The following is a 15,958-nucleotide window of genomic DNA, read 5'->3' as shown; positions in this document are numbered from 1 at the left end:
AACGGCACGGTTACCCGGAAATCGAGGCCGGCAGTCGAAGCAACGAGCGTACGGAACGGCGCAAACGTGTGCGACCTGCGCGCGCCGCGAGCGCAACGGCGGCCGCAGCGCGGAATCAGTCGAGCCCGCCCTGGCACAGGTACTTGATCGTCAGGTAGTCGTCGAGGCCGTAGCGCGAGCCTTCGCGGCCGTAGCCCGATTCCTTCACGCCGCCGAACGGCGCGGCCTCGCTCGCGAGCGCGCCTTCGTTGATGCCGACGATGCCCGTCTCGAGCCGCGCCGACACGCGCGCGATGCGGCGCACGTCCTGCGAGTAGAAATATGCGGCGAGGCCGAACGGCGTGTCGTTCGCGGCGTCGACGGCCTCGTCCTCGGTATCGAAGCGGAACAGCGCGGCGACCGGCCCGAAGGTTTCCTCGCAGGTCAGTTGCATGTCGGCGGTGGCGTCGGCGAGCACCGTCGGCGCGTAATAGTTCGGGCCGAGTTCGGCCAGGCGTTTGCCGCCGGTGAGCACGCGCGCGCCGCGCTCGATGGCATCGCCGACGTGGCGTGCGATCTTGTCGACTGCGCGCGCGTTGATCATCGGCCCGATCTGCGCGGCAGGGTCGGTCGCGGGCGCGACCTTCAGCGCGGCGACGCGCGCGGCGAGCTTCGCGGCGAACGCGTCGTAGACGCCGGCCTGCACGTACACGCGATTCGGCGACACGCAGGTCTGGCCGCCGTTGCGGAATTTGGCGGCCATCAGCCCGTCGATCGCGGCGTCGAGTTCCGCATCGTCGAACACGATGAACGGTGCATTCCCGCCGAGCTCCAGCGACAGCTTCTTCAGCGTTGCCGCGGATTCGCGCGCCAGCAGCTTGCCGACGAGCGTCGAACCGGTGAACGTGATCTTGCGCACGCGGGCGTCGGCGAGCCAGTCGGCCACCGCATCGATGCCGCGTTCGCGTGACGCCGCGATCAGGTTCAGCACGCCGGGCGGCACGCCCGCTTCCTGCGCGAGGAAGGCGAGCGCCAGCGCGGTGAGCGGCGTGTCCTCCGCCGGCTTCGCGACGACCGTGCAGCCGGCGGCGAGCGCGGGTGCGATCTTGCGCGCGATCATCGCGAGCGGGAAATTCCACGGCGTGATCGCGGCGACGATGCCGATCGGCTCCTTTACCGCACTGAGCCGCTTGCCGCGCTGCTGCTGCGGAATCAGATCGCCGTAAGTGCGCGTGGCTTCCTCGGCGAACCAGAGAACGTACGACGCGCCGTACGCGACTTCGCCGCGCGCTTCGGCGAGCGGCTTGCCCTGTTCTCGCGACATCAGCTTCGCGAGATCGTCGGTGTGCGCGACGATCGACGCATGCCATGCGCGCAGGATCGCGGCCCGTTCGCGGGCGGGTGTCGCGCGCCATGCGGGCAGCGCGCGCGCGGCCGCATCGGTCGCGGCGCGCGCGTCGGCCGCGCCGCTGTCGGGCGCGTGCGCAACGGTCTCGAGCGTCGCCGGATCGGTGACGTCGAAGCGGCGGCCGTCGAGCGCGTCGCGCCAGGCGCCGTCGATCAGGTTGGCGGTGCGAACGAGTTCGGTTCGGGCGAGCGTAAGCGGCATGACAGGTCCTTGGATGGAGCGGTTCGGTGACGACGGCCGCGGCGCGGGCGCGCGACTATCCGGCGCGGGCGGCAGGCCGCCGCGTTCGTGGATGCCGCGCGCCGGCCGTCAGTGACGTTCGCCGAACAGCGATTCGAGCGGGTAATGCCGTTTGACGAACGGCGACTTGATGATCACGTAACTGAAATACTTCTCGATGCCGATGTTCTGCTCGAGCAGCCCTTCGACGATCGTCTGGTAATGGCTCACGCTGCGCGTGATGAACTTGAGCAGGTAGTCGTAGCCGCCGCTCGCGAGGTGGCATTCGACGATCTCGTCGACGTTGCGGATCGCCGCGACGAAACGGTCGAAGTCCTCGCGCCGGTGGTCGGCCAGCGTGACCTCGGTAAACACCACCTGCACGTCGCCCAGTTTCTCGAGCTGGATGTGCGCGCCGTATCCGCCGATATAGCCGGCCTTCTCGAGCCGCTTCACGCGGATCAGGCAAGGACTGGGCGACAGCCCGACCGCATCGGCCAGTTCGACGTTGGTCATGCGGCCGCGCTTTTGCAACTGGGAGAGGATGCGCAGGTCGATGCGATCCAGCTTGCTGTCCGTCATGTTCGCGTGAGAGGGAAAAAATGGAATGTCCGGTTACTTTAGAGTCGAAAGATGGCCGCCACAAGCCCGGCTTTCCCTTGGCCGCTCAGGCCGGTTGCGCGTGCGCGGCGTCGAGCGCGCGCTGCACGCCCGGGTCGGCCAGCACGTCGTCGAGCGTCTTGCGCACGCGCTCGAACATCAGGTCGAATTCGCCTGCCGTGAAGCTCAGCGCCGGCGCGAATCCGAGCACGCCGTCGCCGAACGCGCGAAACACCACGCCGTTCGCATACGCGGCGGCCGCGATCCTGTCGGGCACGTTGAGCGCAGGGTCGAAGCGCGTCTTGCGGGTCTTGTCGGCCACCAGTTCGAGCGCGCCGAGCAGGCCGGCCGAACGCGCGTCGCCGACGAGCGGATGCGCGCGCAGCGCATCGAGCCCGGCGGCGAACCGCGGTGCCATCGCCTGGCCGTTCGCGAGCAGGCCGCCTTCGTGATAGAGCTTCAGCACTTCGAGGCCGATCGCCGCGCTCACCGGGTGTGCGGAATACGTATGGCCGTGGCCGACCGCGGCCGATTCCGCGCGGCTGCCCGCAATGCCTTCATAGATTTCGTCGGACATCAGCACCGCGCCCATCGGCGCATAGCCGGCGGTCAGCCCTTTCGCGACGGTCATCAGGTCCGGGTCGACCTGCTCGGTCTCGCATGCGAACAACGGGCCCGTGCGGCCGAAGCCGGTGATCACCTCGTCGGCGACGAACAGGATGCCGAGGCGCCGGCACGCGTCGCGCATCGCCTTCAGCCAGCCGGCCGGCGGCACGATCACGCCGCCGGAACCCTGCACGGGCTCGCAGAAGAAGGCCGCGACGTTGTCCGCGCCGAGTTCGGCGACCTTCGCATCGAGCGCGGCGACCGATGCGGCGATCAGCGCCTGCGGATCGTCGCCGAGCGGGTGGCGATACGGGTAGGGCGACGGGATGTGATGCTGGTCCGCGCGCGGCAGATCGAAGTGACGGTGGAACGCGGGCAGCGCGGTGAGACCGGCGCCGATCGACGACGAGCCGTGATAGCCGCGCTCGAGCGCGATCATGTGCTTTTTCGTCGGGCGGCCGGTCGCGTTGAAATAGTGCGTGATGAAACGCACGGCGGAGTCGATCGCATCCGAGCCGCCGAGCGTGAAGTACACGCGGTTCAGCGACGGCGGCGCGAGCGCCGCGAGCCGTTCGGCAAGCTCGATCGCGGGTTGCGAACCGAAATGGAAATAGCCGGTCGCGTACGGCAGCTTCGCCATCTGTTCGGCGGCGGCCTTCACGATGCTGTCGCGGCCGTAGCCGACGTTCACGCACCACAGGCCCGAGAACGCATCGAGCAGCGTATGGCCATCGGCGTCGCGCAGGAACACGCCTTCGGCGGATTCGAGCACGGTGACGCCGCGCGCCTCGTGCGCACGATAGTTGACGACAGGGTGGATCAGGTGTTGACGATCGGCTTCGATCAGCGCGGCTTGGTTCATGGCAGTGCGGGACTCTCGTCGGGTGTCAGCGTGAGGTCATGCTACCGGGCGACACATCCGCACGCGCCTTCAATTTGCGCGCTGAAACGTATGAAAGCAGTGTTTGCACGGGGCGCTTCGGCATTTTCTGCTGCGCGCTACGACGGGCCGGGCGAGCGCGTCAGTAGCCGCGTGCGCGATCGACGACGCCGATCATCGGCTGCCCCGCGCGATGGCGCGCGAGGTTCGCGAGCACAGCGTCGACCGCGCTGTCGGGCCGCGTCGCGCTGGCGATGTGCGGCGTGATGCGAATGCGCGGATGCGTCCAGAAAGGATGGCCGGCCGGCAACGGCTCGGGGTCCGTCACGTCGAGGATCGCGCTGTCGAGCCGGCCGCTGTCGAGTGCGGCGAGCAGCGCGGCCGCATCGAGCTGCGGGCCGCGCCCGACCTGCACGAGCGATGCGCCCGCCGGCAGCGCGTCGAACACGCGCGCGCCGAGCAGGCCGCGCGTGTCGTCGGTGAGCGGCAGCAGGCAGATCAGGATGTCGGTGCGGGCGAGGAACGCGTCGAGCGCCGCGTCGCCCGCATGACAGTCGATGCCGTCGAGCGTGCGCGGCGTGCGGCTCCAGCCGGCGCACGGGAAGCCGAAGCGCCGCAGCGTGTCGAGCACGGCCTGCCCGAGGGTGCCGAGCCCGAGCACGCCGACGCGTCGCGATGCGGCCGCGCGCACCGGCTTCTCGCGCCACACGTGCTCGCGCTGCTGCGCCGCGTAGTCGAACAGGTCGCGATGGATCGTCAGCACGGCCTGCGTCACGTATTCGACCATTCCCTCGACGATGCCCGGCTCGATCATCCGCACGACCGGGATGTGCGCGGGCACGCGCGACAGGTCGAATTGATCGATGCCGGCGCCGACGGAGAACACGATCTCCAGATTCGGCAGCAGCGCGCACGGATCGTCGGGCGGTTGCCACGCGGCGAGATATCGCACGGTTTCCGGATCGCCGAGATCCGGCCAGATCCGGAACGCGAGGTCGGGCGCCTGTTGTGCGAAGCGCTGCGCCCATTGCGCGCCGCGTACCGGGTCGGCCTTGTAGAGAAAGCTCATCGCGTGCCGCTCAACCGAGCGCCTGATTGACGATCGCGAACGCGCGCAATGCGGGATCGCGGGCGGGCGCCGCGCCGCGCGCCATCGCGACGACGGTGTCGACGCGCGGCAGGCCGAGCCCCTGCAGCCAGTCCGACAGCCCGCTGTCGCCCGGTACGTCGAGGCGCACGAACATCCCTTCGTGCAGCGCGAGCCAGTGGCTGATCAGCGCCTGCGCGCGCAGTGCGTCCGGCGCGATCACCGGGCCGATCACGTGGCCGCGGCCGAAACGGCGGAACAGCGCGAAGCCGAGCAACTCGCCGTCGCGATCGAGTGCGATCCCGTTGGCGACGTCGAGCAGCGCATCGATCACCGTGTCGCGCGGGTAGCCGGCCGCGCGCGACGCGAGTGTGGCCAGGCGCGGCCCGTCGTTGGTGCCGAGCGGCCGCAGGCGCTCGCCGGGCGGCAGCGAGATCAGCGGCGGCTGGAATGCGGCGCCCTGGTGCTGATCGATCGTGCCGATCGCGTCGAAACCGAACTTCACGTAGAGCGGCTCGCCCGACGGCGTCGCATGCAGGAAGATCGTGCGCGCGCCGAGGCTGTCGACGACGCGTGCGAGCAGCTCGCGGCCGATGCCGCGGCCCTGGCGCTCGGGCGACACGATCACCATGCCGAGCGAAGCGTGCGACTCGCCGAAATGCCAGCCGAGCGCGGTGCCGACGATGCCGGATGCGTCCTCGGCGACGAAGCCGCTGCCGAGCTGGAATGCGAAGCGCCAGTCCTCGAGCCGGTGCGGCCACTTGACTGCCTCCGACAGCCCGTGCGCGGCGGACAGGTCGGTTTCGGCGAACGGGCGATAGGTGAGCGTGCTGGAAGAATTGAGGTCGGCCACGCCGGGCTCCGGATGGGTAGGAATGACACATCGACTCTGCCAGCGCCGCCACGAATCGGATAGGACGATTCGCCTGTTTTGCGGCGTCGGGCGGCGGCCGTGCGAGATCGATGCAAACCGGGTCGACCGGTGCGCACGAACGCGTGCTTCATGCCGGCGCGGCCCGCCATTCCGACAGCTTCTGCTGTGGGAATGACACTACGATAAAAACGCGGCGGTGCTGCCGCTCCCGGGCGAGCCGTGCCGGGCGGTTGCCGCACGGCGTTTGCGTGAAGTCCGCCGGCCGGTGCGCGGCGCCGCGTGCGGCCGCGCCGCAGATCGTGCTGCCCGGGGCATGCAACACGCGGCGAATCTGCGTTTCGAGCGGCGTCGAACGACGTGCGACCGGCTTTTTGCCCTGATTCAATTCCGTTGAAGCCATCCCGTCCCCGGCGCTGCCGGGGTTTCATACCGACAGGACCCGACCATGATCCAATTTGAACCGAAGTACATCACGTTCGACTGCTACGGCACGCTGACCCGCTTCCGGATGGCGGAACTGGCGCGCGAGATCTACGCGGACCGGTTGTCGCCGGTCGCGATGGAGGAATTCGTGCGCGCGTTCGCCGCGTATCGGCTCGACGAGGTGCTCGGGGCGTGGAAGCCGTACCGCGACGTCGTCGTCAACGCGATTCGGCGCACCTGCGCGCGGGTGGGCGTGAAGTTCGACGAAGCCGAGGCCGAGCGCTTCTACCACGCGGTGCCGACCTGGGGCCCGCATCCGGACGTGCCGGCCGGGCTGTCGCGGCTGGCGTCGAAGTACAAGCTGGTGATCCTGTCGAACGCAATGGATGAACAGATCATGAGCAACGTCGACAAGCTCGGCGCGCCGTTTCATGCGGTGTTCACCGCGCAGCAGGCGCAATCGTACAAGCCGCGCATGCAGGGCTTCGAATACATGTTCGGCCAGCTCGGCTGCAAGCCCGAGGACGTGCTGCACGTGTCGTCGAGCCTGCGCTACGACCTGATGACGGCCGAGGATCTCGGCATCAAGCATAAGGCATTCGTCAATCGCGGCCACGAGCCCGGCACGCCGTTCTACAACTATTACGAAGTGTCGGACATCGGCCATCTCGCGACGCAGCTCGGGCTGTAAGCGCGAGGTTCGTTGCCGGCGAACCGCGACGCGCTGGAACACGCACACGCGGCATGCCGGCAGCGCTGCAGGATCGTCTCGACATACGTATCGCGCACGTCATCCGTCGTTGTGCTCGCCGACCTGCGCGACGCAGCGACCCGTTTCGCCCGCGCCGACCCGGTTCGCGCCTTCACCATCCCGGCAAGCCTCGCGCGCCGCATATCGAGGCTGCATCGTCTCCGACTCTCTCTCACGTCGCGCCGGCAAACACCCGGCGTGAATTCCAACACGCCGATCCCGAACGCGCGAGCGGCCGGATCGCGCGGCGGCAGGCCGATTTCGAAAGCACGACGCAATCATCTGAATTTTCGTACGAAGGCACGGGACGGAACCGCGAGGTCGCCCGGCCGTCGAGTCGACGCGAGCAGGCCGGCTGGACGCTCCGGGCACGTTTGAGTGCCGAGCGGGCCGTGTTGTCGGCTCGATTCGCAGCGGGCGTCGCTTGACGATTCCCCATCGCCCTGCCGCCGGTTGCCCGATCGGCGCGGCATCGCATCGCGCAAACGCCGGCAGGTGCGCTCGCGCAGCAAATCATGCTGCGCGGGTGGCCCAAAACGGTCGAATCGTGTGGTGCAGCCGCCCCGAATCGCGACAACCCGCATTTTGGCGATGCTTAAATGAACTCAATGCGCATGACGTCGCGCCCGCTACCAGCAGGCGGTCGCGACGGGTTTCTCGAACCACGCTGGACCCCAGGACCCACTTTCCACAGTCAGGAGCAGTTCGGATGAGCGACGATTTCGACAACGGCGGCACGGGCGGCTTCACGCGCCGCGACATGATGCGGGTCATGGCGGCGAGCGGCATGATGGCCGTCGGCGGCGGCGGGCTGCTGACGGGCGCGCGCTCGGCGTTCGCCGCGCCGGCACCGAAGCGCGGCGGCAAGATCCGGGTCGCGAACGAATCGAGTTCGACGGCCGATACGCTCGACCCTGCCAAGGGCTCGACGGGCGCCGACTACATTCGTTTCTTCATGTTCTACAGCGGGCTCACGCAGCTCGATGGGAGCCTCACGCCGCAGATGAACCTCGCCCAGTCGTTGCAGACGACCGACGCGAAGACGTGGATCATCAAGCTGCGCAAGGGCGTCACGTTCCACGACGGGAAGCCGGTCGGGCCGGCCGACGTGGTGTTCTCGCTGATGCGCCACAAGAACGCGGCCACCGCGTCGAAGGTCAAGCCGCTCGCCGATCAGTTCGCCGATGCGAAGGCGAGCGGCCCGGACGAGGTCACGCTCACGCTCGTCAGCGCGAACGCCGATCTGCCGGTGATCCTCGCGACGCCGCAGCTCGTGATCGTCAAGGACGGCACGACCGACTTCAGCACCGGCATCGGTTGCGGCCCGTACAAGCTGAAGTCGTTCAAGCCGGGCGTGTCGACCGTCGGCGTGCGCAACGACAGCTACTTCAAGCCGGGAATGCCGTACCTCGACGAAATCGAGCTGATCGGCATCAGCGACAGCGCCGCGCGCCTGAACGCGCTGCTGTCGGGCGACGTGCACCTGATCAACGCGATCGATCCGCGCTCGACGCAGCGGGTCGCGTCGACGCCGGGCTATGCGCTGCAGGAAACCAAGTCGGGGCTCTATACCGACCTGATCGTGCGCAGCGACAACCCGATCACCGCGAATCCCGATTTCGTCGAAGGGATGAAGTACCTGTTCGATCGCGAGCAGATCCGCTCGGCGGTGTTCCGCGGCTACGCGGTGATCGGCAACGACCAGCCGATCCCGCCGGGGCATCGCTACTTCAACGCGTCGCTGCCGCAGCGGCCGCACGATCCGGACAAGGCGAAGTTCCTGTTCCAGAAGGCGGGCGCGCTGGGCGCCACGCTGCCGCCGATCTATGCGACGTCCGACGCGAACGGATCGATCGAAATGGCCGTGCTGCTGCAGCAGGCCGGCCAGAAGATCGGGCTGAACCTGCAGGTGAACCGCGTGTCGCCCGACGGCTACTGGTCGAACCACTGGATGAAACACCCGCTCGGCTTCGGCAACATCAACCCGCGCTCGAGCGCCGACGTCGTGTTCACGCAGTTCTTCAAGTCGGATGCGCCGTGGAACGAGTCGGGCTGGAAGAACGCGAAGTTCGACCAGCTGCTGCTCGCCGCGCGTTCCGAAACCGACGACGCGAAGCGCAAGCAGATGTACGGCGACATGCAGGTGCTCGTCGCGCAGCAGTGCCGGGTCGGCATTCCGGCCTTCATCAGCTTCCTCGACGGCTACGACAAACGGCTCGCGGGCCTCGGCTCGATTCCGACCGGCGGGATGATGGGCTTCATGTTCGCCGAGCACGTGTGGTGGAACGCCTGAGCCAGGTGCGTGCCGCCGCCGCGCGGCCGGTGCGGGTGACTGCGCCGGTCGTGCACGGCCTTTTCCGGAGTGCCGCTTCATGAATCGAATCCTGCTCGGGCTGATCGGCCGGCGCATCGCGGTCACCGCGCTGACGCTGCTGATCGTGTCCGCGATCATCTTCACGATCACGAACCTGTTGCCGGGCGACGCCGCGCAGGCCGCGCTCGGCCAGTCCGCGACGCCGGAGACGGTCGCCGCGCTGCGTCAGCAGTTCGGCCTCGACATGCCGGCCCACGTGCGCTACCTGCACTGGCTCGCCGGGTTGCTGCACGGCGATTTCGGCCGCTCGCTGTCGGGCGACATGCCGGTGTCGGCGATGATCGGCGGACGCCTGCCGAAGTCGCTCGCGCTCGCGGCGATCACGACCGCCGTGTCGGTGCCGATCGCGCTGCTGCTCGGGATTCTCGCGGCGGTCAAGCGCGAGTCGGTGGTCGATCGCGTGATCAGCCTCGGCACGCTGTCGCTCGTCGCGACGCCGGAATTCCTGATCGCGACGGTCGCCGTGCTCGTGCTGGCCGTGAAGCTGCACTGGCTGTCCGCGCTGTCGTACGGCGGCCCGATCGAAAGCCTGCACGATTTCCTGCGAGCGTATGCGATGCCGGTGCTGACGCTGTGCGCGGTCGTGATCGCGCAGATGGCGCGGATGACGCGCGCCGCGGTGATCGAGCAGTTGAGCGCGTCGTATGTCGAGATGGCCGTGCTGAAGGGGGCGAGCCCGGCGCGCGTCGTGCTGCGTCATGCGCTGCCGAACGCGATCGGCCCGATCGCCAATGCGATCGCGTTGAGTCTGTCGTATCTGCTCGGCGGCGTGATCGTCGTCGAGACGATCTTCAACTATCCGGGCCTCGCGAGCCTGATGGTCGATGCCGTCGGCAACCGCGATTTCCCGCTGGTCCAGGCGTGCACGCTGATCTTCTGCGTCGCCTACCTGACGCTCGTGCTGTTCGCCGACCTGTGCTCGATCGTGTCGAACCCGAGACTGCGGACCTGAGCGTTCCGTCCTCCTTCCGAGATGCCACCCATGCACCCGACCGAACCCGTTCATCGCAGCAGCGCGCTGCCGCCGTCCGGCGATCAGCCGCCGCCGTGGAGCGGCGCGACGCCGCCCGCCGCACCCGCGCCCGACCACCCGCGCAAGCGCCGCGCCCCGCGCATGGCACTGACGACCGGCGGCCGTGTCGGCCTGTCGATGGTCGCGCTGATGCTGTTCATCGCGGCGTTCGCGCCGCTGCTCGCGCCGCACGACGTCGGCGCGATCGTCACGCCCGACGTGTTCGCGCCGTTCAGCGCGAAGCTGCCGTTCGGCTCCGACTTCCTCGGCCGCGACATGCTGAGCCGGATCCTGTACGGCACGCGCCTGACTGTGCTGCTCGCGCTCGCGGCGGTGCTGCTCGCCGCGCTGACCGGCACGACGCTCGGGCTGCTCGCGACCGTGTCGGGCCGCGCGGTCGACGAGACGATGAGCCGGCTGCTCGATGCGCTCACGTCGATTCCGTCGAAGATGTTCGCGTTGATGTTCGTCGCCGCGTTCGGCTCGTCGCTGCCGCTGCTGGTCCTGACCGCGGCGGTCAGCTACATGCCGGGCTCGTACCGGATCGCGCGCGCGCTGGCGGTCAACATCAGCACGCTCGAGTTCGTGCAGGTTGCACGCGCGCGCGGCGAAAGCGCGCTGTACATCGCGTGCGTCGAGATGCTGCCGAACATGATCCACCCGATGCTCGCCGATACCGGGCTGCGCTTCACGTTCGTCGTGCTGCTGCTGAGCGGCCTGAGTTTTCTCGGGCTCGGCGTGCAGCCGCCGTACGCGGACCTCGGCTCGCTCGTGCGCGAGAACATCGCGAGCCTCGGCGACGGCTCGGCCGTCGCGATCATGCCCGCGGTCGCGATCGCGATCCTCACGGTGGGCGTCAACCTGTTGATCGACGGCCTGCCGCATCGCGGCCGCCGCAAGGGCGCGGCCGCTGCCGCCGGAGGACACTGATGCGACACGATTCGACTCCGCTCGTCGAGGTGCGCGGGCTGCGCGTGGTCGGCGGACGGCCGGGCGGCGAGGAAACGACGATCGTCCACGGCGTCGACTTCGATATCGGGCGAGGCGAGGTGCTCGCGCTGATCGGCGAATCGGGCTCCGGCAAGACCACGATCGCGCTGTCGCTGATGGGCCATGCGCGTGCCGGCTGCCGGATCGCCGGCGGCTCGGTGAAGCTCGGCGGCGCCGATGTCTGCACGTTGCCCGCACCGGCGCTGGCCGCGCTGCGCGGCCGCAGGGTCGCGTACATCGCGCAGAGCGCGGCCGCCGCGTTCAACCCGTCGCGCACGATTCTCGACCAGGTGATCGAGAGCGCGCTGATCCACAAGACGCTGTCGAAGCGCGACGCGCAGGCGAAGGCGGTCGAATTGTTTCGCGCGCTCGCGCTGCCCGAGCCCGAGACGATCGGCAAACGCTATCCGCATCAGGTGTCGGGCGGGCAGCTGCAGCGGCTGATGGCCGCGATGGCGCTGATCACCGATCCGGAGCTGGTGATCCTCGACGAGCCGACCACCGCGCTCGACGTGACCACGCAGATCGACGTGCTGCAGGCCTTCAGGAGCGTGATCCGGCGCTATGGCATGAGCGCCGTCTACGTGTCGCACGACCTGGCCGTGGTCGCGCAGATGGCCGACCGCATCGTCGTGCTGAGCGACGGCGTGATCCGCGAAGCGGGCGATACCGAACAGATCCTGCATGCGCCGACGCATCCGTACACGCAGAGCCTGATCGCCGCGGTGACGCCGAACGATGCCGAACGCGAATCGACCGCGGCGCGCGCGGCGCCTGCGCCGCTGCTCGACGTGCGCGGCGCGGTCGCCGGCTACGGCGGTCGTACCGCGAAAGGCTGGCCGGCGAAGGTAATCCTGCACGAAGTGGACCTGCGCATCGGGCGCGGGCAGACGGTCGGCGTGATCGGCGAATCGGGCTCGGGCAAGACGACGCTCGCGAAGGTGATCGCGGGCCTCGTGCCGGCGACGGCCGGTCGGATCCTGCTCGACGGCGAGCCGCTCGCGCTCGATATCGCCCGGCGCACCAAGGAGCAGCACCGTCGCGTGCAGATCGTGTTCCAGAACGCCGACACCGCGCTCAACCCGGTGCATACCGTCGAGCGCACGCTCGCGCGGCCGCTCGCGTTCTATCACGGGATCAAGGGCGCGCGTGCGCGGCAGCGTGTCGCCGAGCTGCTCGAACTCGTGCGGTTGCCGCAGGCGGTGGCCGCGCGGCGCACCGGCGAGTTGTCCGGCGGGCAGAAGCAGCGCGTGAACCTCGCGCGTGCGCTTGCGGCCGAACCCGACCTGATCCTGTGCGACGAGGTCACGTCGGCACTCGACACCGTGGTCGGCGCCGCGATCATCGATTTGCTGCGCGACCTGCAGGCGAAGCTGGGCGTGTCGTACGTGTTCATCACGCACGACATCGCGAAAGTGCGCGCGATCAGCGACGACATCGTCGTGCTGTACGCGGGCCGTCGCGTTGAAACGGGCAGCCGCGACGCGCTGTGCGCGCCGCCTTATCACCCGTATTCGCATCTGCTCGTGTCGTCCGCGCCGGAGTTGCGCGCGGGCTGGCTCGACGATGCGGCCGAGCGCTGTCACCGCCCGCTCGTGCCGATCGGCGCGAACGCCGACGATGCCGATCTGTGCCCGTTCCTGTCGCGTTGCGCGATGCGGGTGGACGGCGTGTGCAACCGGAGCGCGCCCGCGCTGCGCACGCTCGAGAACGGCGCACAGGTGCTGTGCCATCGCAGCGAGGAGGATCTCGCACGCTTCCAGGCCGAACCGGCGAAGCACGTCGCGTCGGTGCAGCCGGTACGTCCGTAGCATGCCGAAGCGTGCGTCCATCGCAGGCGCCGATGCGGCGCGCAGCCGTGCCGCATAGTGTGCTGCGGCGGTCGTGCAAAACGGTGGAACGTGCGCGTGCCGTGCGCGAATACGCGGCAACCGCGCTTTTTGACGGTGATTAAATGGCTTTCAGCGGGCGATCACCGATCGCTGTCGACGCAATGCTCGAGAAGGATCCGATGAAATTCGAATCGTACTGGCTGGATACGCGCCCCGCGTTTCGCTCAGGCTGCGAAGGCCCCGTCGAAGGGCGCGCCGACGTGGCCGTGATCGGCGGCGGCTTCACCGGCCTGTCGGCGGCGCTCGCGCTGGCGCAGCGCGGCGTATCGGTGGTCGTGCTCGAAGCCGCGCAGATCGCGGGCGAAGCATCGGGCCGCAACGGCGGCCAGTGCAACACGGGCGTCGCGCAGGACTACGCGTCGCTGGCCGCGCGGATCGGCGCCGAACCGGCAACGCAGTTCTATCGCGCGTACGAAAGCGCGGTGAAGAGCGTCGAGGCGATCGTCGCCGAACATGCGATCGACTGCGATTTCCGCCGTGCCGGCAAGCTGAAGCTCGCCGCGAAGCCGCAGCATTTCGCGGGACTGGCGAAGACGTTCGACGCGCTGCGGCGCGACGTGGATCCCGACATCGAGCTGATCGAACCGTCGCGGATTCGCGATGAAATCGCGTCCGACGGCTTTTACGGCGGGCTGTTGCAGCGTAACGGCGTGCAGATGCACATGGGCAAGTTCGGCGTCGGCCTCGCGCAGGCAGCCGTCCGGGCGGGCGCACGCATCTACGAGCAGGCGGCCGTCACGCGGCTCGAGCGGATCGACGGCGAGCGCCACGCGATCACCAGCACGCGCGGCACGCTCGTCGCCGATCGCGTGCTGGTCGCGACCGGCGCGTCGCAGCACGGCCCGTTTTCATGGTTTCGGCGGCGCATCGCACCCGTCGGCAGTTTCATCGTCGTCACGGAACCATTGCCCGACGCGCAACTGAACCGGCTGTTCCCGCATCGCCGTGCGTACGTCACCTCGCGCCAGATCGGCAACTACTTCCGCGTGACGCCCGACAACCGGCTGCTGTTCGGCGGCCGCGCGCGCTTCGCGATGTCGGGCCCGCGCTCCGATGCGAAAAGCGGCGAGATCCTGCGCGCCGGCATGGCCGGCTATTTCCCGGAACTGGCGAACGTGCGGCTCGATTACTGCTGGGGCGGGCTGGTCGACATCACCGCCGACCGGCTGCCGCGCGCGGGCCAGCATGCCGGGCTCTATTACTCGATGGGCTATAGCGGCCACGGCGTGCAGATGGCCGTGCACATGGGCCGCGTGATGGCGGACGTGCTGTACGGCAAGGCCGCATCGAATCCGTGGCGCGAGCTCGACTGGCCGGCGATGCCCGGCCATTTCGGGCACGCGTGGTTCCTGCCGTTCGTCGGCGCGTATTACCGGATGCAGGATCTCCTGCACTGAACCGGCTGCCACGGGAGGATTCGATATGACCGCACGATGCACTTGCCTGCTTGCCGGGAACGAAGGCCGCCGAGACGGGGCGCGAGCCGGTGACGGGATGGCCGCGTCGATCGGGACGTGCCCGATCGCGCATTCCGTCGCACAACGCACTGCCGCCAAGGCGATCGCATGAGGACGGCGAGCATGGCCACCCTGTTCCACGAATCGCCCGAAGGCGCGATGCCGCGCGCACCGCGTGTTCCGCAGCCCGTCTCGCCGGCGATCGGCGACGTGCTGCGCACGATCGATGCATCGTTCGCGCAGCCGCTTAACCTCGACACGCTCGCGGCCGTGGCCGGATTGAGCGTGTCGCGTTTCACCGCGCGCTTTCGCGGCGAGGTCGGCGTGTCGCCGCACCGGTATCTGTGTCTCGTGCGAGTGCGGCGTGCGCAGGATTTGCTGCGCGCCGGCCTGGCGCCGTCGGTCGTCGCGACCGAGGTCGGCTTCTTCGATCAGAGTCATCTGTGCCGGCATTTTCGGCGGGTGCTCGGCATCACGCCGCGCGATTACGTGCGCGCCCGGCCCGGTGACGCGCCGGTGCGACCGTCGTCGATGCGTACGCGTGCCGAACGCCGCGACGCGTCGTGTCGCGTTGCGTAGGCGCGGTGCGGGCGACATCCGCCAACAACGATTTCCGATACCGCGCGACGAGGTCCCCGACGACATCGTCGCGCACAGGGCAGGAGCAGAAATGACCGCAGTGTTCGTGTTGCACCGTGCCGACGGCACGACCAATCCAACCGCCTTCCGCAAGCAGGCATTCGGCGAGCGCGATCCGTTCGCGCGACATCGGGAGATCGCGTGGGAAGGGCCCGACGCGATGGCCGCCGGGAGGATCCGGTTCGTCGGCGAATTCGACGTCACGCGTTATCCGCACATCGAGACCCTCATCGTCGTCGAAGGCGAACTGACGCTGGAAGCGGCGGGTGCGGCGGCGTTGGTGCTGGGCCCGGGGGAAGGGGCCGTCATCGGCGCCGGCACGGCGCTTCGCGTCGCGGCGGAATCGCGCGTGCTCGTCATGTTCTGCGCCGCCGCGTGCACTGAACCGACGAAGCGCGGCGTGTTCGCGCTGCGCGCCGACGCCGACTTCAAGCCGTCGGCGTCGCTGCCGGCCGAGGTGCTGCTCGGCCCCGCACCGCAATGCCGCAGCGACAACGTGTTCATCGACGACGGCGCCGCGTACTGCGCGGGCACATGGGATTCGACGCCCTATCACCGGATCGTGCGCCCGCATCGCGCGAACGAGTTCATGCTTCTGCTCGCCGGCAGCGTACGGTTCGCCGCGCCCGACGGCAGCGTGCTGGCGCTCGGCGCCGGTGACGCGCTCTTCGTGCCGCGCGGCGCATCGATCGGATGGGAAAGCAGCGAACGCGTGGCGAAATTCTACGTCGTGCAGAACGTCCACGTATCAACCGAAGGAGACTGAA

At 68.8% G+C, this 15,958-nt stretch carries 14 protein-coding genes; 8 read left to right on the top strand and 6 right to left on the bottom strand.

The window, feature by feature from the left end; genetic code table 11:
- Positions 1 to 115 precede the first annotated feature (115 nt).
- From HW466_RS26270 to HW466_RS26245, 6 genes are all read right to left on the bottom strand, one after another.
- Complete coding sequence (locus tag HW466_RS26270; RefSeq protein ID WP_176316113.1) at positions 116 to 1,588, bottom strand: NAD-dependent succinate-semialdehyde dehydrogenase; 1,473 nt, start codon at positions 1,586 to 1,588, stop codon at positions 116 to 118.
- Between the two features lie 108 nt (positions 1,589 to 1,696).
- Entirely contained in the window at positions 1,697 to 2,188 is a 492-nt protein-coding gene (locus HW466_RS26265; protein ID WP_006749694.1) for an Lrp/AsnC family transcriptional regulator, read from the bottom strand.
- Positions 2,189 to 2,273: 85 nt separating this feature from the next.
- A complete protein-coding gene (locus HW466_RS26260; protein WP_151006694.1) occupies positions 2,274 to 3,674 on the bottom strand; it encodes an aspartate aminotransferase family protein in 1,401 nt (466 codons plus the stop codon).
- A 160-nt stretch (positions 3,675 to 3,834) separates the two neighbouring features.
- Positions 3,835 to 4,761: a 2-hydroxyacid dehydrogenase gene (locus HW466_RS26255; protein WP_059502358.1), complete on the bottom strand. Its 927-nt coding sequence runs from the start codon at positions 4,759 to 4,761 to the stop codon at positions 3,835 to 3,837.
- Positions 4,762 to 4,771: 10 nt separating this feature from the next.
- A complete protein-coding gene (locus HW466_RS26250) occupies positions 4,772 to 5,632 on the bottom strand; it encodes a GNAT family N-acetyltransferase (protein WP_174905754.1) in 861 nt (286 codons plus the stop codon).
- A gap of 148 nt (positions 5,633 to 5,780) precedes the next feature.
- Positions 5,781 to 6,053, bottom strand: a complete 273-nt coding sequence (locus tag HW466_RS26245; protein WP_155640110.1) for a hypothetical protein — start codon at positions 6,051 to 6,053, stop codon at positions 5,781 to 5,783.
- Positions 6,054 to 6,098: 45 nt separating this feature from the next.
- Between HW466_RS26245 and HW466_RS26240 the strand changes: the two genes are divergently transcribed.
- The 8 genes from HW466_RS26240 to HW466_RS26205 all read left to right on the top strand — a co-directional run bounded on the left by HW466_RS26240 (position 6,099) and on the right by HW466_RS26205 (position 15,957).
- Positions 6,099 to 6,767, top strand: a complete 669-nt coding sequence (locus tag HW466_RS26240; RefSeq protein ID WP_059791731.1) for a haloacid dehalogenase type II — start codon at positions 6,099 to 6,101, stop codon at positions 6,765 to 6,767.
- Between the two features lie 769 nt (positions 6,768 to 7,536).
- Positions 7,537 to 9,120, top strand: coding sequence for an ABC transporter substrate-binding protein (locus HW466_RS26235; RefSeq protein ID WP_151006310.1), 1,584 nt, complete (start codon positions 7,537 to 7,539; stop codon positions 9,118 to 9,120).
- A 79-nt stretch (positions 9,121 to 9,199) separates the two neighbouring features.
- A complete protein-coding gene (locus HW466_RS26230) occupies positions 9,200 to 10,153 on the top strand; it encodes an ABC transporter permease (protein WP_059848926.1) in 954 nt (317 codons plus the stop codon).
- A 30-nt stretch (positions 10,154 to 10,183) separates the two neighbouring features.
- Positions 10,184 to 11,143, top strand: a complete 960-nt coding sequence (locus tag HW466_RS26225) for an ABC transporter permease (protein WP_059502349.1) — start codon at positions 10,184 to 10,186, stop codon at positions 11,141 to 11,143.
- Positions 11,143 to 13,014, top strand: coding sequence for an ABC transporter ATP-binding protein (locus HW466_RS26220; protein ID WP_151006009.1), 1,872 nt, complete (start codon positions 11,143 to 11,145; stop codon positions 13,012 to 13,014). The genes HW466_RS26225 and HW466_RS26220 overlap by 1 nt, the downstream gene beginning before the upstream one ends.
- 200 nt (positions 13,015 to 13,214) lie before the next feature.
- Positions 13,215 to 14,492, top strand: coding sequence for an NAD(P)/FAD-dependent oxidoreductase (locus HW466_RS26215; RefSeq protein WP_151006008.1), 1,278 nt, complete (start codon positions 13,215 to 13,217; stop codon positions 14,490 to 14,492).
- A gap of 183 nt (positions 14,493 to 14,675) precedes the next feature.
- Positions 14,676 to 15,131 carry a helix-turn-helix domain-containing protein gene (locus HW466_RS26210; protein WP_060119999.1) on the top strand — a complete coding sequence of 152 codons (456 nt, stop codon included), beginning with the start codon at positions 14,676 to 14,678 and terminating at the stop codon, positions 15,129 to 15,131.
- A 91-nt stretch (positions 15,132 to 15,222) separates the two neighbouring features.
- Positions 15,223 to 15,957 carry a cupin domain-containing protein gene (locus HW466_RS26205; RefSeq protein WP_151006007.1) on the top strand — a complete coding sequence of 245 codons (735 nt, stop codon included), beginning with the start codon at positions 15,223 to 15,225 and terminating at the stop codon, positions 15,955 to 15,957.
- Position 15,958: the final 1 nt, after the last annotated feature.

Source organism: Burkholderia territorii, assembly GCF_902833055.1.
GTDB classification, from domain to species: domain Bacteria; phylum Pseudomonadota; class Gammaproteobacteria; order Burkholderiales; family Burkholderiaceae; genus Burkholderia; species Burkholderia territorii.
The sequence above is the reverse complement of the archived record's forward strand: the minus strand, read 5'-3'. Positions and strand labels throughout refer to the sequence as shown.

Bases quoted from the DNA above. Each gene is read 5' to 3' on its own strand.
- HW466_RS26220 (WP_151006009.1), top strand. From the start codon at position 11,143: ATGCGACACGATTCGACTCCGCTCGTCGAGGTGCGCGGGCTGCGCGTG.
- HW466_RS26205 (WP_151006007.1), top strand. From the start codon at position 15,223: ATGACCGCAGTGTTCGTGTTGCACCGTGCCGACGGCACGACCAATCCA.
- HW466_RS26240 (WP_059791731.1), top strand. From the start codon at position 6,099: ATGATCCAATTTGAACCGAAGTACATCACGTTCGACTGCTACGGCACG.
- HW466_RS26225 (WP_059502349.1), top strand. From the start codon at position 10,184: ATGCACCCGACCGAACCCGTTCATCGCAGCAGCGCGCTGCCGCCGTCC.
- HW466_RS26235 (WP_151006310.1), top strand. From the start codon at position 7,537: ATGAGCGACGATTTCGACAACGGCGGCACGGGCGGCTTCACGCGCCGC.
- HW466_RS26210 (WP_060119999.1), top strand. From the start codon at position 14,676: ATGGCCACCCTGTTCCACGAATCGCCCGAAGGCGCGATGCCGCGCGCA.
- HW466_RS26245 (WP_155640110.1), bottom strand. From the start codon at position 6,053: ATGGCTTCAACGGAATTGAATCAGGGCAAAAAGCCGGTCGCACGTCGT.
- HW466_RS26230 (WP_059848926.1), top strand. From the start codon at position 9,200: ATGAATCGAATCCTGCTCGGGCTGATCGGCCGGCGCATCGCGGTCACC.
- HW466_RS26270 (WP_176316113.1), bottom strand. From the start codon at position 1,588: ATGCCGCTTACGCTCGCCCGAACCGAACTCGTTCGCACCGCCAACCTG.
- HW466_RS26265 (WP_006749694.1), bottom strand. From the start codon at position 2,188: ATGACGGACAGCAAGCTGGATCGCATCGACCTGCGCATCCTCTCCCAG.
- HW466_RS26255 (WP_059502358.1), bottom strand. From the start codon at position 4,761: ATGAGCTTTCTCTACAAGGCCGACCCGGTACGCGGCGCGCAATGGGCG.
- HW466_RS26260 (WP_151006694.1), bottom strand. From the start codon at position 3,674: ATGAACCAAGCCGCGCTGATCGAAGCCGATCGTCAACACCTGATCCAC.
- HW466_RS26215 (WP_151006008.1), top strand. From the start codon at position 13,215: ATGAAATTCGAATCGTACTGGCTGGATACGCGCCCCGCGTTTCGCTCA.